We start from the raw sequence: 18,228 nt of genomic DNA on the forward strand, positions 1-18,228 counted from the left end.
CTCTGTCCAACAACAACGCAGGAGACACTTCATGTTCAAACCTCTACGTCACACCGGCGCCGCCGCGCTATGTGCCGCGTTGCTCGCGATCAGCTGCAGCGGCGCATTTGCCGCGGACCTCAAGAGCGGGCTGAAGATCGCGTTCGTGCCGAAGCAGATCAACAACCCGTACGAAGTGATCGCCGACGACGGCGGGCTTGCCGCGATCAAGGAATTCGGCGGCGTGGGCAAGGCGGTGGGGCCGTCGGATGCGGGCGCATCGTCGCAGGTGTCGTATATCAACACGCTGATTACGCAGCACCAGGACGCGATCGTGATCGCCGCGAACGACGCGAATGCGGTCGTGCCGTATCTGAAGAAAGCGATGGGTCAGGGCATCAAGGTCGTGACGTTCGATTCGGACACTGCGCCTGAAGGCCGGCAACTGTTCGTCAACCAGGCGAACGCCGAAGGCATCGGCCGTGGTCAGGTGCAACTGGTGTCGAAGCTGATGGGCGGCGAGGGCGAGTTTGCGATTCTGTCGGCGACGCCGAACGCGACCAACCAGAACACCTGGATCAAATGGATGCAGGAGGAACTGAAGAAGCCCGAGTACTCGAAGATCAAGCTGGTGAAGATCGCGTATGGCAACGATGACGATCAGAAGTCGTTCGTCGAAACGCAGGGGCTGCTGCAGGCGTATCCGAATCTGAAGGCGATCGTTGCGCCGACCACAGTCGGGATCGCGGCGGCGGCGCGCTATATCTCGACGTCGTCGAGCAAGGGCAAAGTCGCGGTGACAGGTCTGGGCACGCCGAATCAGATGCGCGCGTTCGTGAAGAACGGCACCGTGCAGGCGTTCCAGTTGTGGGATCCGAATCAGCTCGGCTATCTCGCCGCGTACGCGGCGGCCGCGCTCGCGTCGGGGCAGATCACCGGCAAGGAAGGCGAAACGTTCAACGCCGGCAAGCTCGGCACGCGCACGATCGGCGCGCAAGGCGAAATCATTCTCGGACCGCCGACCACGTTCGATGCGAGCAATATCGACAAATTCAACTTCTGACGCTGGCGGTCTGGATGTTCGCCGCCGTCGCGTGTTGCGCACGTTGCGCGCACGATGGCGGCGAGTTGGTTTCACGCGCTCACGCGCGATACGAGTCTATCCGCCGATAGGAAAACGCCGCGCATAGGCAACGGATTGCGCGTTGCTGCCCCACACTTCGCCGTCGATCAACTTCCGTTCGATATCTTCACGAGGCACTGCCACGTTCACGCGCGCGGCGGCCTCGCGATAGAGCTGCGTCTGGTTGATGCTCGCGGCAATGTCGTCGTAGTCGTCACGCGCATCGATCATGCCCCAGCGCTCGAATTGCGTGAGAAACCATGCGCCTTCGAATGGATGCGGATAGTTGACCGCGCCGCCGTCGAAGAAGCGCATCGGCAGACGGCCCACGCTCGTCGCGTCGACGTGATCGCCAAGCCGCGCTGCAATCTGCTTCTCGTCGATACCGATGTATTCCGGCCGCGCGAGCCAGTGTGCGATCTCGTCGCGATGTCCGGCGCCGTCGAGCCAGCGGCATGCTTCGAGCACGGTCTGCACGAGCGCGCGGGTCGCGCGCGGATGTGTGTCGACGAAATCCCGTCTACACGCGAGTACCTTGTCCGGATGATCGGGCCATACCTCGCTCGTATAAGCGACCGTTCTGCCGACGCCTTGTGCTTCGGCCAGCGCGTTCCACGGTTCGCCGACGCACAGGCCGTCGAGCCGGTCCTCGGCGAGCGCGGCGACCATCTGCGGCGGCGCAATCGCGACGCTCTCGACATCGCGCAATGGATCGATGCCGTGCGCGGCGAGCCAGTAGTACAGCCACAACGCGTGGGTGCCGGTCGGGTAGGTGTGTGCAAACACCGGCTTGCGGCCGAGGGTGGCGAGCGCTTCACGCAACGTGTTGTTGCCGGTGCCTTTCGCCGCGCCGGCTTCGGCGAGCGCGTCGGCGAGACGGTTCGACAGCGTGATCGCCTGGCCGTTGCGGTTGAGCACCATCAGCACCGCCATATCGGTGCGCGGGCTACCGAGCCCGAGCTGCACGCCATAAACGAGGCCGTATAGCGTGTGCGCGGCGTCGAGATCGCCGCACAGCAGCTTGTCGCGTACAGCGGCCCAGGACGGCTGACGGCACAGTTCGAGCGTGAGCCCGTGCGCGTGGCCGAACTCGAGCAGCTTCGCGGCGACGAGCGGCGCGGCATCGGACAGCGCGACGAAGCCGAGCCGCAAATGGGTCTTTTCAGGCGCTTCGGTCGAGTGAGGCGCGGCAACGGAAGTAGCTGGATTCATAAGCGCTTCATTTAAGCGAGCCGGCCGATGCGACGATTGCGCGCGCAACCTCGGCGAGTTTCACGCCCTGGTTCATCGCGCGTTTGCGCAGGCTCGCGTAGGCGGCGGGTTCGGTGAGTTTCTGCTGATCCATCAGCAGACGTTTCGCGCGATCGATCAGCTTGCGCTCGGCGAGTTCGTTCTCGGCCTGGGCGAGCCGCTCGCGCAATTGCGACTCCTGTGCGAAGCGCGCGAGCGCGACTTCGAGAATCGGCGCGAGCCGTTCGCTTGCGAGGCCTTCGACGAGATAGGCGGTGACGCCCGCGTTGATCGCGTCGCGGATCAACTGCTGGTTCGCATCGTGACTGAACATCAGCACGGGACGCGGCGAGCTTGCATGCATCACCGCGAGCTGTTCGAGCGTGTCGCGTGACGGCGATTCGGTATCGATGATGATCACGTCGGGCCGCTCGTCGCGCACCGCGCGATGCAGCGCCTGCGGCGTCGCCGTGCCGGCGAGCATGTCGCAGCCTAGCTTGGCGAGCGCGTCGCGGAGATCGCCGATGGGTTTATCGGTGTCGGTGACAAGGAGAACACGCAGCATGAGAGAGCAGGGAGCGGCAACTGGGCATGGTTTAAGCAACAGGTATGCCAACTGCTGTGCTGCAGTGTGTGGCGGTGGTGCTGTGAGGGTGCGGGCGCGCGTTCCGTGCGCTGTGTGCGTGCATCGCGGCTGTGCGCCGGGATATCGCGGGGAACGTGATACGAGCGGTGGCACCAGCGCGCGTGCGTGATAGCGCGCCGCCGATCACGTTGTGTTGCACCGGCGCGGGGCATGCCGTCGCGCTGCCGCCTGATGCACCGAAGCGGCGCATCAGGCGCCACATCGAGCCGTGGTGCCGTCCCCCGGCGGCCGGTCCGAAGGCCCGCGAAGGTGTGATAGCATCACCCGCCGAAAGTAGCCGGCTCGAGCCGGTCCGATCAAAAAATGGAGTTGAGGTTAGGAACCATGTTTAAACGTGTCACAGCGGTGCTGTTGCTGGTAGGGGGCCTGGTCATGCTGGCGGGCTGCAATACGGTTGCCGGTGCGGGTAAGGACATTTCCGATTCGGCGCACGCGGTCCAGCGCGCGCTGTAATCGACTGCGTCGCCGTTGCGGCGGCGCGACCGTCATCGGGTGATCGGCTGATCGGAATCGCGGACGATTCGTCGCCGGAAGATACCTTCGTGGTCGAGCGCGATATCGAAGATGTGTGATGGCCATTGCGTGTGCGCAATGGCTTCCGTCAGATAAGCGCGACAGCAAATACGGTCAATAGATGATGCAAAAGGCGCGAAGCCCTGACGGGTTTCGCGCCTTTGTGCAATCTGGGCGCGCGCTATTGCAGCGCATGCCCGGTTTCGCCGCGACGCGGCGTTGCGTCGTTAGCGGCGTCGCGCGCCTTGCTGCGCGGGACGCGGCGCACCGCCACCGCTGGGACGCTCGTCCTTGTGGCGGAAATTGATCCGGCCTTTGGTCAAGTCGTAGACCGACATTTCGAGCGTCACGCGATCGCCCGCGAGAATACGGATATGGTTCTTGCGCATGCGTCCGGACGCATAAGCGCCGACCACGACGCCGTTATCGAGCGTCACGCGGTAGCGGCTATCCGGAAGCACTTCGTCGACGATACCGTCAAGTTCAATCAGTTCTTCTTTCGCCATGCATAACTCCTGGTCGATGGGATAAAGGGGAGGCCGGCCGCCGGCAAACCGGGCGACACGACTGTGGATTCAGTGAATGGGCGGCGGGATAAAGCGCGGTGCCTGCAAGCGCGCCGCGCGGCGCCGATGAGATGCGGATGAGGTGCCGACCGGGGCCGCTCAAAGATCAGCGACCGATTGGCCGTTCACCTGACCGTCGATCAACCGTTCGGCATGCGCCATGCACGCGATGCGCGCCTTGCCCATGCCGTCGAACGGAAACAGATACTGCAGGCGGAACACCCGGCCTTCGGCCGCCGCATTCGCGCCGACCCGGCAGATGCGCACCGACGCGTCGTAGCCGGCGCCGGGATCGCGATTCGTCTGCGCGCCCGGTGGACGGCGCGGATAAACGAGCGGGTGAATTTCGTAGCCCTTGTAGGTCTTGACTGCTGGATTCATCAAAATACGTGTCCTGTATGGCGTGGTCCGCGTTGCGCGAATGGCGTCGGTCGTGTCGTGCACGTTGACGCGGACCGGGCGGCGCAGCACCGTGGGGCGCGCCGCGATGAAAAGGGTTGGCACAGGTCTGGCAGACCGGGCGGGCTCAATGACAATGGCTGAAGCAGCCGCGCGCAAGCGCGGATTCGACCGAAAACGCTGAAGCAGCGCGCCAATCGCGCTCGGACGTATGAAGCTGAGCCGCTCTGTTGTACAACTCGCGACGGCTAATGCAGACGGCGCATTGCCGGAATGACGGGATCGCCGACACGCGGCGCTCGAACAGTCGGGGGTGGTGCGGAGAAGCCGATTGAGACTGCCTGGTGCTGCCAGTGCTATATGGGTGCGGGATGCAACAATTGCAATATTTTGCCTTAAACGGGCCTGATTGGATAGTGCCCGTTTTCTGATGTGGCCGAAACGCCCGCCTGGCGGGGCTTGCGGGCAGATGGGCCGAGGCGGCGGCGCGACGCGAAATCAGACGCAGCGGCACTCGATACGCAATCACCAGCGTACCGGCAAGGTCATGTCCAGAATACTCTGGCCCCAGTCGCGACCCCCGCGCCATATCGCTACAATGCCGAGTTGCGCGGTAACGCGCGCTGCCGCTGCGTCGGTTGCGGGGTCGCGCAATCGAAGCGCTCCGCGTCTTGCGTGCCTTTCATGCCGCGGGCAACCGCCATCCTTCGAACTTCGCGTTTTTCCCATGCGCAATCCGAACGTGTCTCCTGTCAAAGACCTGCTGCTCAAGCGTTACGCGCCGATCGCCGACGGCATCGCGGCATTGCTGTATCCGTGTGCGGAAGTGGTGATTCACGATCTGCGCAGTCAAACCGTTGCGTATCTGGTCAACAATCTGTCGAGGCTCGAGGTCGGCGCGCCGTCGGTGCTCGACGACGTGCTGTTCGCGGCGCGCGGCCAGACCATCGGCCCGTACGAGAAGCTGAACTGGGACGGCCGCCGCATGCGCTGCGTGAGCAACATCCTGCTCGACGACGACGGCAAGCCGGCCGGCATGCTGTGCGTGAACTTCAATATCGCGGTGTTCGAGGACGTGCGCTCGACGCTCGATCTGTTCATCAAGGGCGGTGCGATGACGGAGGCGCCCGCCGAAGATCTGTTTCGCGACGACTGGCAGGACCGCATCAACACGTATCTGCATACGTGGCTGCGCGATCGGCAGATCGGCATCAATGCGCTCACGCGCGAACACAAACGCGAAATCGTCGAGGCATTGCACGCGCAGGGCGCGTTTCGCGGCCGCAGCTCGGCGAACTACGTGGCCGCGGTGCTGACGATGGGCCGCGCGACCGTCTACAAGATCCTGAAGCAGATGAAAGAGGGCGGCTAGGTGCCGCGCTCGCCAAAGCTTCATCAAGCTTTGGCATGCTTCGATAAAGCTCGTTATAAGGACACACACCGTGCGTTACCGGCACTACAAAGGCGGCATTTACGAACTGGTTTGCGAGGCCACGCTCGAACCCGATCCGTCAGTCACGATGGTCGTCTACAAGGCGGCCAATGGCACGATCTGGACCCGACCAAAGACGGTGTTTTTCGAGCTGGTCGAGCACGATGGCGTCAAGGTACCGCGCTTCGCACCGATCGCCGATTAACCGCGTCAACTCAAACTTACGAGGCCACTGCGTCCGACGCGGATCGATGCAGACCGCCGCAACGACACGTAAAGGAAAATCCAATGCGTCTACTACTTGCCATCATTCTGCCGTGGTTCCAGTTCTTCACGATCGGCCGTCCGTTCGCGGGCATCATCTGTCTGATTCTGCAGGTCACCGTGATCGGCTGGATCCCGGCCGCGATCTGGTCGGTGTATGCGCTGAGCCAGTACAACACCGATAAGAAGATCGCTCGCGCGATGGGTCACCAGCGCTAGGCACCGAGGCTACGGAGCGTCGTCCTGCATCCATATCTGAAAGCGATGACGCCTATCAAAAATCCATAGTTCCGGATTCGCATTCCGCGCGCTTACACTGCGCCGTCATGAATGCTCAGAACTATGACCTCATCGTCGTCGGAGCGGGCGCCGCCGGACTCGCTGCCGCGGCCGCCGCCGCGGTCCGCGCGCATCGCGTGCTGCTGGTCGAATGTACCGACAGGATCGGCGGCACGACCGCGATCTCCGGCGGCATGGTCTGGATTCCCGCGAATCACAAGATGAACGAAGCGGGTATCGAAGACAGCGACGCCGCGGCGCGCCGCTATCTCGACGAGACCGTTCCAGGCGCCGCGCACGATGCGCGCATGCGCGCTTTCCTTCGCCATGGCGATGCCGCGATCCGCTATCTCGAGGCACATACGGCACTGAAACTCCAGCCGGTGCGCCGCTATCCCGACTACTACCCGGATCTGCCCGGCGCGACCGCGGGCGGTCGCGTACTCGAACCGGTGCGCTTCGACGGCCGCGAACTCGGTCGCGATTTCGCGTTGCTGCGCGACCCGTTGCCCGAATTCATGCTGTTCGGCGGCATGATGATCAGCCGCGAGGACATTCCGAAGCTGCGCCGGATGGGCAAGTCGCCGGCGGCGGCGTGGGATGTATTCAAGCTCGTCTGCCGCTACGCGCGACAGCGCGTCGGTGCGCACCGCGGCACCACGCTCGTGCTCGGCAATGCGCTGGCCGCGCGGTTGTTCAAATCGGCGCGCGACGCGGGCGTCGAGATCGCGCTGAACACCTGTGTCGCCGGCTTGATCGTTGAAGACGGCCGCGTCATAGGGATCCGCACGCAGAGCGGCGAGCATGAGCAGGCGATCAGCGCGCGCGCCGTCGTGCTCGCGACGGGAGGCCTGTCGCACGACGCCGAAATGCGCGCGTCCTACGTGCCGCGGCAGGCGGGGCAGCGCTCGGCGACCGCGAATGCGCACGCGGCCCGAGGCGGCGCGCGTCTCGCGCGCGAAGCGGGCGCGGCACTGAGCGCGCCATCGAGCGGCGTCGATGACGCGCTGGCGTTCTGGGTGCCGGTTTCGAGCTGGACGCGCGACGACGGCTCGACCGCTTATTTTCCGCACACGGTGACGGACCGCGCGAAGCCCGGCTTGATCGCGGTCGGGCGGCACGGCAAACGCTTCGTCAACGAGGCGCGGTCGTATCACGAATTCGTGCGCGCGCAACTGCGCCACGGCAATGAAGCGATTCCCGCGTGGCTCATCTGCGATAGCCGTTTCCTGTGGAAATACGGGCTCGGACGCGTGCGTCCGTTCGCGTTGTCGACGCGACGCGAGATCGCGAGCGGCTATCTGAAGCAGGCTCCAACGCTCGATGTCCTTGCCGATGCGATCGGCGTGCCGCGCGACGCGCTGCGCGCAACCGTCGAACGCTTCAATGCCGATGCCCGGCAAGGACGCGATAGCGAATTCGGGCGTGGCGGCGACATCTATCAGCGGCACCTGGGCGACGGCGATCACGCGCCGAATCCGTGCGTCGCGCCGATCGAGCACGGCCCGTTCCACGCGGTCAGCGTATTTCCCGCCGATCTCGGCATGGCCGCGGGCGTCGTCACCGACGAGCACGCGCGCGTGCTGCGCGAGGACGGCAGCCCGATCGAGGGCCTCTACGCCTGCGGAAACGACATGCATTCGGTGATGAACGGCGCGTATCCGGGGCCTGGCATCACGCTCGGTCCGGCTCTCGTGTTCGGCGTGATCGCCGCGCATCACGCACTTGGCGATGCATTCGGCGACGCGTTCGGCGACGAATCCGGCCATAAGCTCGACGTATAGCTGCTCTCGGAAAACAGTAGTTTTGCTCGCGAAAACGCGCGCCTACACTGCGCTCTATCGTATGGAGTTCATTTCAATGACCGAATCAGATAGCGTGCTGCCCAACGTGAGATTGCTGATCGACGGCCGATGGGTCGACGGCGGCGACCGCATGGCGGTGCTGGACAAATACCGGCTCACGCCCGCGGCGAGCCTGCACATTGCGTCGCGCCAGCAGGTGCGCGAGGCCGTTCAAGCCGCGCAGCGCGCGTATGCGGCGGCGACGCTGACGCCGTATGAGCGCGGCGCCGTACTGGAGCGCGCGGCTACACTGCTCGAACGTGAAACGCCGCAACTGGTCGCCGCGTTGCAGATCGAGGGCGGCTTCACGCAGACGGACGCGCAAGGCGAAATCAGGCGCTGCCTGCAGACCTTCAGGCTCTCCGCGGAAGAAGCACGCCGCCTCGCGGGCGAGATGATTCCGCTCGACGGCGCGCCGCAGCAGAAAGGCCGGCTCGGCTTTACGCTGCGCATACCGCTTGGCATCGTGTGCGCGATCACGCCGTTCAATGCGCCGTTGAACACCGTCGCGCACAAGGTCGCGCCCGCGCTCGCGGCGGGTAATGCGGTGGTGCTCAAGCCGTCGACGCATACTCCGACGCTCGCCAATATCATGGCGGCGTGCCTGCTCGAAGCGGGCTTACCCGCGGGGCTCATCAGCGTGATTCACGGCGGCGCCGACGTGGCCGGCTGGCTGATCGACGAGCCCGAAGTGCGCTTCTTTGCCTTTACCGGCAGCACCGACGTGGGCCGCTCGATCCAGCAACGCGCGGGTCTGCGCCGCACGCAGATGGAGCTCGGCAGTATCGCCTTCACGATCGTCGACGACGACGCGGATCTCGATGCCGCGCTGCCGAAGATCGTCGCCGCGGGCTTTCGCAAGGCCGGGCAGGTGTGTACGTCGATTCAGATGCTGCTGGTGCAGCGCCGGCGTATCGCGGAAGTGGAGACGCGCCTCGCGCCGCTCGTGCGTGAATTGCCCTTCGGCGACCCGCGCGATCCGGCGACGCTGGTCGGCCCGGTGATCAGCGTCGCGGCGGCCGAGCGCATCGAACGCTGGATTGACGATGCGCTCGCGCACGGCGCGCGCCGGCTCGCGGGCGGCGCGCGCGAAGGCGCGGTGGTGCCGCCGACGCTGCTCGCGGATGTCGCCCCCACTGCGCAGGTAAGCTGCCAGGAAGTGTTCGGCCCGGTGATGTCGCTGGTGCCATTCGATACGCTCGACGAAGCAATCGCCCGCATCAACGCGACGCCCTATGGTCTCGCGACGGGGCTGTTCACCAACCGTCTCGACGCGGCGTTCGAAGCCGCGCGCCGTCTGCACGTGGGCGGGGTGCATATCAACGAGACGTCGAGTTCGCGGGTCGACCTGATGCCGTATGGCGGCAGCAAGGACTCCGGATTCGGCCGCGAAGGCCCGCATTACGCGGTGCGCGAAATGAGCGAAGAACGTCTGATTACGCTGAGTACCTGAAGGGGACATGCAATGCCGATGATGAAGGGCGGTCAACTGATCGCCGAGACGCTGGTGAAGGAGAAAGTGCCCTACGTGTTCGGGATTTGCGGACATGGCAATGTCGGCATTCTCGACGCGCTGTACGACGTGCGCGACAAGCTGCAACTCATTTCGCCGCGCCACGAGCAGTGCGCGGGCCATATGGCCGATGCGTACTATCGCGTCAAGCATCGTCCGGTCGCGACGCTCACGTCCACCGGTCCCGGCTCGGCGAACATGGTGATGTCGCTCGCGACCGCGCTGTCCGATTCGTCGGCGTTCATGGCGATCACCGCGAACGTGCCGACTTCGCAGCACAATCGCGGGCCGTTTCAGGAACTGTACAAGCACAATCAGGCGGATTTCGCGCAGGTGCTGCGGCCGGTCGTCAAGCGCGCATTCCAGCCGACGCGTGTCGACATGCTGCCGCTCGCGCTGCGTCAGGCGATGGACACGATGGTCACCGGCCGCCCCGGTCCGGTGAATCTCGACATCCCGTACAACGTGTTCCAGGAAGAGGCGGATGTCGAATTGCCGCCGGCGTCGCATCTGGAGCGACCGGTGCGGCCCGGCGCGAGCGAAGCGGATATCGCCGCCGTGCTCGACCTGCTGGCCGACGCACGCAAGCCGGTGATTTTCATCGGTCATGGCGCGACGCTTGCCGAAGCCGGTCCCGAACTCGCCGAATTGCAGCAGAAGCTGCGGATTCCCGTCATCACGTCGCCGAACGGCATGGGCTGCGTGCCGGCGGACGATGTCCTCACGCTCGGCTTCATCGGCCGCAACGGCGCGTTTCCGGCCAACGAAGCGGGACGTCACGCGGATCTGGTGCTGACCGTCGGCACCCGTTTCGACGATCGCTCGTCGTCGAGCTGGCAGCCGGGCTATTCGTGGAACTTCCCGAAGACGAAGCTCGTGCATGTCGATATCGACCCGCAGGAGCTGGGCCGCAATTACGCGACGGATATCGGCATCGCCGCCGATGCGAAGGTGTTCACGCGGCAACTGCTAAACGCGCTGGCCGCGCGGCCCGCGATCGACGCGAAGCGCTTCGCGCCGTGGGCCGAGCAGGTGCAGGGCTGGGTGCGCCAGTGGGAGACCTTCGTGCAGCCGCATTTCGGCGCGTCGACGAGCCCGCTGCGCCCGGAGTTCGTGGTCGGCACGTTGCAGAAGACGCTGCCCGATGACGTGATCCTGGCGCTCGACTCGGGCGTGCATCACAACTGGTTCATGCAGTTCTGGAAGCCGAAGCGTCCGCAAAGCATGCTGAACAGCTGGGGCTATTCGTCGATGGGCTTCGGCGTGTGCGGCATTCTCGGCGCGCAACTGGCCGCGCCCGATCGGCCCTGCGTCGCGGTGGTCGGCGACGGCGGCTTCACGATGACGCCTTACGTGTTGTGCACGGCGATCGAATACGAGCTGCCGGTCGTGTGGATCATCTGGAACAACTTCGCGTGGAGCGCGATCCGCGATCTGCAATACGGTCTGTTCGACGGCCGCGAGATCGGCACCGCGTTCTACAAGGGACAATCCGGCGAGCGCTACAACCCGGACTTCGCGGCATGGGCGCGCGCCTGCGGTGCGGACGGCATGACGGTCACGCGGCCGCAGGATCTGGGCGGCGCGGTCGAGCAGGCGTTGAAGAACCGGCGGCCGTGCGTGATCGACGTGCACGTCGACGCCGAAGTCAGGCCGCCGTCGACCGGCACCTGGCAATTGCCGCCGATTCCCTATAAGGAGCCGATCTACGGCAAGCCTTATATCGCGTGACGACTGAAAGCGCGCACAACGAGAGAGCAGTTTTCGACGCAAGCTCCTGGCCGCCGCACTAAAACCACGCATTCGGCGGCCATTTTCAAACGCTTTTCATGGGATCGGCGCGGGTGACGCAACACCCGCTCCGATCGACACAGGAGACAGCCATGAATTTTCGCAATCCGCATGGGCGGGTAGGGTATCGCTCGCTCATCGCTTTCGTAACGGGTCTGAGTTTCAGCGCGGCGGCGTTCGCGCAAGGCAACGAACCGGTGCGAATCGGCCTTATTTATTCGAAGCAGGGACCGGGCGCATCGATCGGTCAATTCCTCGAACGCGGCAGTGAAATCGCGTTGCAGGAAGCGGGCGGCAAGGTGCTCGGACGGCCGGTCGAAATCACCTGGCTCGACGAACCGAATCCGCAGGTCTCGCAGCAGAACATGCAGAAGCTCGTCGATGAAAACAAGGTGGTCGCGGTGGTCGGCGGCAACTACAGCTCGTCCGCGCTCGCGATGATGAGCGTCGCCAATCGCGCGAAGATTCCGCTGATTCTGCCGGGCGCGGCGGCAAGCGAAATCACCGGCAAGGACTGCAGCCGCTACACATTCCGCACCCAGGCGACGGTGCCGGTGCAGATTGCCGGCGTGATGCCGTACCTGTCGCAGATCGGCAAGAAGGTCTATTTCCTCACGCCTTCGTATGCGTTCGGTCAGGACATCCTGCGCTCCGCGCGCAGCCGTCTGAAAGAGAACGGCATGAGCGAGGTCGGCGTCGACGAAGTGCCGGTGAACACCGCGGATTACAGCTCGTACATCCTGAAGATCCGTCAGGCGAAGCCGGATGTCGTGCTGGGCGGACTCGTCGGTGGCGACTTCTCGAACTTCCTGAAGCAATGGAACGAGATGGGCATGAAGGACAAGATCCCCTACGTGGCCGTGGCGGTGACCGACACGGACTTCTGGGACGTCGGTCCGCAGGCGTCAGCGGGCATCTACGTGAAGCCCTGGTACTACAACAATCCGAAGAACACCGCGGCCGAAAAGAAGTTCACCGCCGACTTCGAGAAGAAGTATGGCCAGCCTCCGTCGGATAAGGGATGGTCCGGCTGGATCGCGATGCGCTCGCTGCTCGAATCGATCAATGCAGCGAAGTCCACCGACTCGAAGGCGATCGTCACGGCACTGGAAAACTGGAAAAACACCGACGGTCCGCTGCCGTTCTATTTCCGCTCGTGGGATCACCAGCTGGTGCGTCCGTCCGTGGTCGTCAAGGTGAAGTCGAAGATCACCGACAAATACGACTACTTCGACGTCGTCAAGGACACGTCGAGCACGGCCGCCGAGACCGAAAAGGCCTTCGGCGACAAGCAGGAAATCGGCTGCAACATGCCGTCGCTGTAAAAGCGGCGCGGGGTACGTTTTCAGGGGGCATCATGCTCGATATGCTCGTCTCCCAATCGGCCAACGGGCTGGTGCTGGGCTTCGTTTATGTGCTGATCGCGGTGGGTCTGTCCATCACGTTCGGTCTGCTTGGGGTGATCAACTTCGCGCACGGCGCCTTCTTCGCGCTCGGCGCGTACGTCGCGTATCAGCTGTTCCAGATGTTCGGCTGGCCTGCCGTCGTGTTCGCGCCGGTCGTGGTCGGCGTGATCGGCATGGTGGTCGAAGTGCTGATCATCCGGCGGCTGTACGGCAAGGATCCGCTGTCCAGCCTGATCGTCACGTTCGCGCTGGCGCTGCTGATCGAGGCGCTGATCCGCGCGTTCTGGGGCGCGGACGGCAAGCCGTTCAATCCGCCCGATTTTCTGTCGGGCATCGTCGAGGCCGGGCCGCTGCTGATCACGAAGTATCGCGTGGCGGTGCTGGTCGCGACGGTCGGCACGCTCGCCGCGCTGGCCGCGTTCTTCGCGTTCACGCCGTATGGGCGGATTCTGCGTGCGGGCAGCCGCGATCCCGAGATGGTCGAACTGCTCGGCATCAATCTGCCGCGCGTGCTGACCGGCGTGTTCGGGCTGGGCTGTGCGCTGGCGGCGATCGCGGGCGTACTCGCGGCGCCGTTGTGGACCGTGTCGCCGTCGATGTCCGCGAACGCGATCATGCCGGCTTTCGTCGTGGTCGCTATCGGCGGACTCGGCTCGTTCGCCGGCGCGGTGGTGGCGGGGCTCGCGGTCGGCGTCGTGACCTCGGTGACGATCCAGTTCCAGCCGGACGCGGCCGCCGCGTCGATGTACGCACTGATGTTTCTGGTGATGCTGCTGCGCCCGCGCGGCCTGTTTGGAGAACAATGGGAGCGCTTCGAATGACCACGCGTACGAATACCGACACCCGTAGCCATGCCGACGCGGACGCGTCCGCGGGCACGCATGCCGGCGCGCCTCGGCGCGTCCGGTTCAGCTTGATGCATCACCCCGTCATCGTGATGGCCGTCGTGCTGATCGGCGTGAGCGGCGCCGCGCTCGCGTTCGGCATGCCGATCGACCGGATCACGCAGATCGCGATCTACACGCTGTATGCGGCGGGGACCAACTTCCTGATTGGCTACCTTGGGCTCGTGCCGTTCGGCGCGTCGTTCTTTTTCGGCTGTTCGAGCTATGCACTCGCGATCGGGTTCGGCGCGTTCGGCGGCAACGAGATTTCCGGCGTGTTGATTGCGGGCCTGTTCTCGGTGCTGCTCGCACTCGTGATCGGCGCATTGATCCTGCGGCGCAAGGGTTTGTATTTTTCGCTGCTGACGCTCGCCTGCTCGCAGATCGCGTTCGAGATCGCCTACAAATGGACGTCGGTGACGGGCGGCGAAAACGGCCTGCAGAATGTGTCACGGCCGTTGTTCAACTCGGCGCTGTCGTTTCACGTATTCACGGTCGTCGTCGTGCTGGCGCTGTCGTGGCTGCTGTGGCGCATCGCGCATGCGCCGTTCGGCCGCCTGATGCAGGCGCTACGCGACAACGAACAGCGCGTGACGAGTCTCGGCTACGACGTCTATACGACGCGCCTGATCGCGCTGGTGATCGCGGGCGGCACCATCGGTGTCGCGGGCGGCTTGATGGCGCTGCTGCTGCAGGGCGTCTACGCGAACAATCTGAACTGGGCGCACGCGGGCGATCCCGTGCTGATGGCCGTGCTCGGCGGCGTGCATCAGTTTCTCGGCCCGCTGTGGGGCGCGATTACGTTCATCGTGCTGGAAGACCGCCTGAGCGCGGTTACCGAGAACTGGTGGCTGTTTTTCGCGCCGGTCATCATCCTGATGGCGTTGCTGTCGCCGGAAGGCATCCAGGGGTTCGTGCGACGCTTCGGCAAGCGCTCGCGCTGGACGCTCACGCGCGACACCATTCCGCCGCGGCCCGCGCGCATCACGCCGTATCGTCCGCTCGACGCGGGCGGCGACTCCAGCGGCACCGTGCTGTCGGTCCAGAACCTGTCGAAGCGCTTCGGCTCGATCGTCACGCAGGACGGTATTTCGCTCGACGTGAAGCGTAATCAGCTGCACAGCTTCATCGGGCCGAACGGCGCGGGCAAGACGACGTTCTTCAACATCCTGACGGGCTTCGTTTTTCCGGACGGCGGGCGCATCGTGTTCGAGGGCAAGGACGTGACGCAGTTGCAGGCGTACAGGCGCGCGCGGCTCGGTCTCGCGCGTTCGTTCCAGATTCTCAGCGTGTTTCCGAATCTTTGCGCGTTCGAGAACGTGCGCATCGCGGTGCAGGCGTCGCGCCGGCAATGGCGCGGCTTCTGGCGCGACGCGTATGGCGACGACCAAGCCAACGAGCGGGTCTGGTCGCTGCTCGACGCGGTCGGTCTGGCCGATCGTGCCGCCCACGTGTGCGCGGAACTGTCGCACGGCGAAAAGCGCCTGCTCGAAATCGCAATGACGCTCGCGACCAGCGCGCGGCTGCTGCTGCTCGACGAGCCGCTCGCCGGTCTTGCCGAATCGGACCGCAAGGTCGTCTCCGCGCTGATCCGGCGGCTCGCCAGTTCGCACGCGGTGCTGTTGATCGAACACGACATCGACCGGGTGCTGGCGCTGTCGGATCGCATCACCGTATTGCACCAGGGCCGGCTGATCGCCGACGGCCTGCCCGCCGATGTTGCGCGCAATCCGCAGGTGATCAGCGCCTATCTCGGCGATGCGAGCGCGCATGCGCAACCGGCCATCAGCGTCGACGCCGCCGCGAACGACGCGCGCCAAACGCAGCATGCGCCGCATGCGCCGCAAGCACGCCCGGCCGGCGCGGCGCTGTTACGACTTGAAAACGTAAGCGCGGGCTATGGCGGCGGCACGGTACTTGAAGGCGTCGATCTGACCGTCAACAGCGGTGAAGTGGTCGCGCTGCTCGGCCGCAACGGCGTCGGCAAGACGACGCTGTTACGCACGATCACCGGCACGTTGCCCGCGACCTCCGGCCGCGTGATGTTCGACGGTAACGACGTCAGCGCGATGCGTGCCGACCTGATCAACCGGCTCGGCGTATCGCTCGTGCCGGAAGGGCGGCGGCTGTTTCCGAACCTGACCGTGCAGGAGAATCTGAAGCTGGCTGCGCGAGCCGGTGGCGCGCCGCTCGACGAGATCTGCGAACTGTTTCCGAAGTTGCGCGTGCTGATGCGCTCGCGTGCCGCGAATCTGTCGGGAGGCGAGCGTCAGATGGTCGCGATTGCCCGCGCGCTGATGGTGCCGAGCCGGCTGATCCTGCTCGACGAACCGTTCGAGGGGCTGGCGCCGGCGGTCGTGCATGAAGTGCGCGAGGCGGTGAAGAAGCTGACCACGCGCGCAAGCCTCGTGATCGTCGAACACCATGCGCAGTCGGTGCTGAACATGGCCGATCGCGCGTATGTGCTGGTCAACGGACAGGTGGCGTTCAGCGGCGCCGCGCGCGAACTCGCGGCCGATACCGCGTTGCAGGACCGTCTGCTCGGCGTCGGCGCGGGCGATACCGACGAACTGTTGCGCAGGACCGCATGATGGCCGCGCATACCGCAACCGGCGCGAGACCGCTCGGCATCAACACTTACGGCTATATCTGGTCGACCCCGGCGGCGCAATGCGTGAGCGAGCTGGCCGCGCTCGGCTATCGCGAGTTCGAACTGGTGCTGAACCCGCCGCATCTGTCGCTCGATGAATTTTCAGCGCCGGAACGCGCGCGCTTCGCGGCATCGCTGGCGAATCGCGGCATCACGGTGCGCTCGCTGAACGTGCCGAGCCTCGATCACAACCTCGCGAGTCCGATGCGGCGCATGCGCGACTATTCGGTGGCCCTGTTCATCGATTCGATCGACCTCGCCGCCGATCTTCACGCGACGCATCTGGTGGTCGTGCCTGGGCGCATGAGTCCGCTGTTTCCACCCGCGCCCGCCGCACGCGAGGCGTGGATGCGCGAAAGCCTCGATCCGCTCATCGAGCATGCGGAGAAGCGGGGCGTGACGCTCGCGCTGGAGAACGTGCCGTTCGCGTCGTTTCCCGATGCGGGCTCGCTCGGCGCGTTCGTGCGCGGCTATGGCTCGCGGGCGCTCACCATCTGCTATGACGCCGCCAACGCGCATTTCATCGGCGAATCGCCGGCGGCGGGCTTGCGCGCGCTCGGCGGGCTCGTCAGTCTCGTTCACCTGTCGGACACGACGCGCAACGCGTGGCGCCACGACGAAATCGGTCTGGGCGACGTGCCTTTCGACGAAGTGCGCGGTGCGCTCGACGACATCGACTTCAAAGGAACCTGCATGCTTGAAATCATTGCGGCGCAACCGCAAGCCGCGATCGTGCGCAGCCATCGCGCGCTCGCGTCGCTGGGCTTCGCGGCACCCGGGGAGGCCTGTTGATGAGCCGGATTCTGGTGACAGGCGCGGCCGGTCTGCTGGGCCGCTTCGTGGTCGACGAATTGCGTTCGCACGGCTATGAAGTGCGCGGTTTCGACCGCCGCGACGGCAGCGCGGACATCGACTGGATCGTCGCCGACGTGACCGATGCCGCCGCGCTCGCGGCAGCGATGCGCGATATCGACGCGGTACTGCACATCGCGGCCTTGCCGAATATCTGGTCCGGTGACGGCGCGTCGATCATGCGCGTCAATACGCAGGGTACTTATCTGGTGTTCGACGCGGCCGAAGCCGCCGGCATCGAACGCGTGGTGTTCTGTTCGAGCGATTCGGTGGCCGGCTATACGGTGCGCGAAGGCCGCATGATCGCGCCGCGCTACGCGCCGCTCGATGTCGCGCATCCGCTGCAGGCCACCGATCCGTATGCGCTGAGCAAGGTGCTCGGCGAGGACATCGCGCGGGCCTACGCATTGCGCGGCATGGCGGTGCTGGCGCTGCGCACGGTATTCGTCGCCTATCCGGAGATGGAGGGCGAAATCGTCGCGCGCGCGAAGGATCCGGACAACTACACGGCGCCCGCGGTGGGCGGCCCGTCGACAGCCGGCGGCGGGCCGCTGCATCATCATATCGATGCGCGCGATCTCGCCCGCGCGTTCCGCCTCGCACTCGAATTGCCGATGCGGGCCGGCGAGTTCGACAGTTTCTATCTGGCCGCGAACGTGACGCTCGCGCCGGAGCCGACCGTCGAGCGTCTGCGACGCCTGCATGGCGACGCGGTCGAGATTCGCGATCCCGGCTACTACCGTAGCAATCCGTACGCGCCGCTCTACGATCTGACGCATGCGAAAGAGCGGCTTGGCTTCGTGCCCGAATATGACCTGCGACACCTGTTGACCGGCTTGCCCGGTTTCGAGAACTGA

Annotated in this window: 17 protein-coding genes; 13 read left to right on the top strand and 4 right to left on the bottom strand. The window is 65.0% G+C overall.

The window, feature by feature from the left end; genetic code table 11:
* Positions 1-31: 31 nt before the first annotated feature.
* Entirely contained in the window at positions 32-1,042 is a 1,011-nt protein-coding gene (gene rhaS / locus L0U82_RS23415; RefSeq protein ID WP_233834960.1) for a rhamnose ABC transporter substrate-binding protein, read from the top strand.
* A gap of 96 nt (positions 1,043-1,138) precedes the next feature.
* Here the strand turns inward: rhaS and L0U82_RS23420 are convergent, their stop codons facing one another.
* Together L0U82_RS23420 and L0U82_RS23425 are read right to left on the bottom strand one after the other, a co-directional pair.
* Positions 1,139-2,314, bottom strand: coding sequence for a CmpA/NrtA family ABC transporter substrate-binding protein (locus L0U82_RS23420; RefSeq protein WP_233834962.1), 1,176 nt, complete (start codon positions 2,312-2,314; stop codon positions 1,139-1,141).
* A 7-nt stretch (positions 2,315-2,321) separates the two neighbouring features.
* Positions 2,322-2,897: an ANTAR domain-containing response regulator gene (locus tag L0U82_RS23425; RefSeq protein WP_233834963.1), complete on the bottom strand. Its 576-nt coding sequence runs from the start codon at positions 2,895-2,897 to the stop codon at positions 2,322-2,324.
* A 405-nt stretch (positions 2,898-3,302) separates the two neighbouring features.
* On the opposite strand from L0U82_RS23425, the gene L0U82_RS39755 reads away from it, so the two are divergent.
* Positions 3,303-3,431: a hypothetical protein gene (locus L0U82_RS39755; RefSeq protein WP_267929673.1), complete on the top strand. Its 129-nt coding sequence runs from the start codon at positions 3,303-3,305 to the stop codon at positions 3,429-3,431.
* Between the two features lie 287 nt (positions 3,432-3,718).
* Here L0U82_RS39755 and infA read toward each other — a convergent pair whose 3' ends face one another.
* Positions 3,719-3,997, bottom strand: a complete 279-nt coding sequence (infA, locus tag L0U82_RS23430; protein ID WP_233834965.1) for a translation initiation factor IF-1 — start codon at positions 3,995-3,997, stop codon at positions 3,719-3,721.
* A gap of 159 nt (positions 3,998-4,156) precedes the next feature.
* Positions 4,157-4,438, bottom strand: a complete 282-nt coding sequence (locus L0U82_RS23435) for a hypothetical protein (RefSeq protein WP_233834967.1) — start codon at positions 4,436-4,438, stop codon at positions 4,157-4,159.
* A 745-nt stretch (positions 4,439-5,183) separates the two neighbouring features.
* Between L0U82_RS23435 and L0U82_RS23440 the strand changes: the two genes are divergently transcribed.
* From L0U82_RS23440 to L0U82_RS23490, 11 genes are all read left to right on the top strand, one after another.
* Positions 5,184-5,828: a helix-turn-helix transcriptional regulator gene (locus tag L0U82_RS23440; protein WP_233834969.1), complete on the top strand. Its 645-nt coding sequence runs from the start codon at positions 5,184-5,186 to the stop codon at positions 5,826-5,828.
* 70 nt (positions 5,829-5,898) lie between these two features.
* Complete coding sequence (locus L0U82_RS23445; RefSeq protein WP_233834971.1) at positions 5,899-6,093, top strand: DUF1653 domain-containing protein; 195 nt, start codon at positions 5,899-5,901, stop codon at positions 6,091-6,093.
* Between the two features lie 83 nt (positions 6,094-6,176).
* Positions 6,177-6,371: a YqaE/Pmp3 family membrane protein gene (locus L0U82_RS23450; protein WP_233834973.1), complete on the top strand. Its 195-nt coding sequence runs from the start codon at positions 6,177-6,179 to the stop codon at positions 6,369-6,371.
* Between the two features lie 107 nt (positions 6,372-6,478).
* The gene (locus tag L0U82_RS23455) at positions 6,479-8,215 is read left to right on the top strand and encodes an FAD-dependent oxidoreductase (protein WP_233834975.1); all 1,737 of its coding nucleotides are present in this window, start codon (positions 6,479-6,481) and stop codon (positions 8,213-8,215) included.
* Positions 8,216-8,291: 76 nt separating this feature from the next.
* A complete protein-coding gene (locus tag L0U82_RS23460) occupies positions 8,292-9,728 on the top strand; it encodes an aldehyde dehydrogenase family protein (RefSeq protein WP_233834976.1) in 1,437 nt (478 codons plus the stop codon).
* Between the two features lie 12 nt (positions 9,729-9,740).
* Entirely contained in the window at positions 9,741-11,519 is a 1,779-nt protein-coding gene (locus L0U82_RS23465; protein ID WP_233834978.1) for a thiamine pyrophosphate-binding protein, read from the top strand.
* Positions 11,520-11,671: 152 nt separating this feature from the next.
* A complete protein-coding gene (locus L0U82_RS23470) occupies positions 11,672-12,904 on the top strand; it encodes an ABC transporter substrate-binding protein (protein WP_233834980.1) in 1,233 nt (410 codons plus the stop codon).
* Between the two features lie 32 nt (positions 12,905-12,936).
* A complete protein-coding gene (locus L0U82_RS23475; RefSeq protein ID WP_233834982.1) occupies positions 12,937-13,806 on the top strand; it encodes a branched-chain amino acid ABC transporter permease in 870 nt (289 codons plus the stop codon).
* Positions 13,803-16,460, top strand: a complete 2,658-nt coding sequence (locus L0U82_RS23480) for a branched-chain amino acid ABC transporter ATP-binding protein/permease (RefSeq protein WP_233834984.1) — start codon at positions 13,803-13,805, stop codon at positions 16,458-16,460. The genes L0U82_RS23475 and L0U82_RS23480 overlap by 4 nt, the downstream gene beginning before the upstream one ends.
* Complete coding sequence (locus L0U82_RS23485) at positions 16,460-17,311, top strand: sugar phosphate isomerase/epimerase family protein (protein WP_233834986.1); 852 nt, start codon at positions 16,460-16,462, stop codon at positions 17,309-17,311. The genes L0U82_RS23480 and L0U82_RS23485 overlap by 1 nt, the downstream gene beginning before the upstream one ends.
* Positions 17,311-18,228: an NAD-dependent epimerase/dehydratase family protein gene (locus L0U82_RS23490; protein ID WP_233834988.1), complete on the top strand. Its 918-nt coding sequence runs from the start codon at positions 17,311-17,313 to the stop codon at positions 18,226-18,228. Before L0U82_RS23485 ends, L0U82_RS23490 begins: the two co-directional genes overlap by 1 nt.

The organism is Paraburkholderia sp. ZP32-5 (assembly GCF_021390495.1).
In the GTDB taxonomy this organism is placed as follows: domain Bacteria; phylum Pseudomonadota; class Gammaproteobacteria; order Burkholderiales; family Burkholderiaceae; genus Paraburkholderia.

Excerpts from the sequence above, each read along its gene's own strand:
- rhaS (WP_233834960.1), top strand. The coding sequence starts at position 32 with ATGTTCAAACCTCTACGTCACACCGGCGCCGCCGCGCTATGTGCCGCG.
- L0U82_RS23420 (WP_233834962.1), bottom strand. The coding sequence starts at position 2,314 with ATGAATCCAGCTACTTCCGTTGCCGCGCCTCACTCGACCGAAGCGCCT.
- L0U82_RS23425 (WP_233834963.1), bottom strand. The coding sequence starts at position 2,897 with ATGCTGCGTGTTCTCCTTGTCACCGACACCGATAAACCCATCGGCGAT.
- L0U82_RS39755 (WP_267929673.1), top strand. The coding sequence starts at position 3,303 with ATGTTTAAACGTGTCACAGCGGTGCTGTTGCTGGTAGGGGGCCTGGTC.
- infA (WP_233834965.1), bottom strand. The coding sequence starts at position 3,997 with ATGGCGAAAGAAGAACTGATTGAACTTGACGGTATCGTCGACGAAGTG.
- L0U82_RS23435 (WP_233834967.1), bottom strand. The coding sequence starts at position 4,438 with ATGAATCCAGCAGTCAAGACCTACAAGGGCTACGAAATTCACCCGCTC.
- L0U82_RS23440 (WP_233834969.1), top strand. The coding sequence starts at position 5,184 with ATGCGCAATCCGAACGTGTCTCCTGTCAAAGACCTGCTGCTCAAGCGT.
- L0U82_RS23450 (WP_233834973.1), top strand. The coding sequence starts at position 6,177 with ATGCGTCTACTACTTGCCATCATTCTGCCGTGGTTCCAGTTCTTCACG.
- L0U82_RS23455 (WP_233834975.1), top strand. The coding sequence starts at position 6,479 with ATGAATGCTCAGAACTATGACCTCATCGTCGTCGGAGCGGGCGCCGCC.
- L0U82_RS23460 (WP_233834976.1), top strand. The coding sequence starts at position 8,292 with ATGACCGAATCAGATAGCGTGCTGCCCAACGTGAGATTGCTGATCGAC.
- L0U82_RS23465 (WP_233834978.1), top strand. The coding sequence starts at position 9,741 with ATGCCGATGATGAAGGGCGGTCAACTGATCGCCGAGACGCTGGTGAAG.
- L0U82_RS23470 (WP_233834980.1), top strand. The coding sequence starts at position 11,672 with ATGAATTTTCGCAATCCGCATGGGCGGGTAGGGTATCGCTCGCTCATC.
- L0U82_RS23475 (WP_233834982.1), top strand. The coding sequence starts at position 12,937 with ATGCTCGATATGCTCGTCTCCCAATCGGCCAACGGGCTGGTGCTGGGC.
- L0U82_RS23480 (WP_233834984.1), top strand. The coding sequence starts at position 13,803 with ATGACCACGCGTACGAATACCGACACCCGTAGCCATGCCGACGCGGAC.
- L0U82_RS23485 (WP_233834986.1), top strand. The coding sequence starts at position 16,460 with ATGGCCGCGCATACCGCAACCGGCGCGAGACCGCTCGGCATCAACACT.
- L0U82_RS23490 (WP_233834988.1), top strand. The coding sequence starts at position 17,311 with ATGAGCCGGATTCTGGTGACAGGCGCGGCCGGTCTGCTGGGCCGCTTC.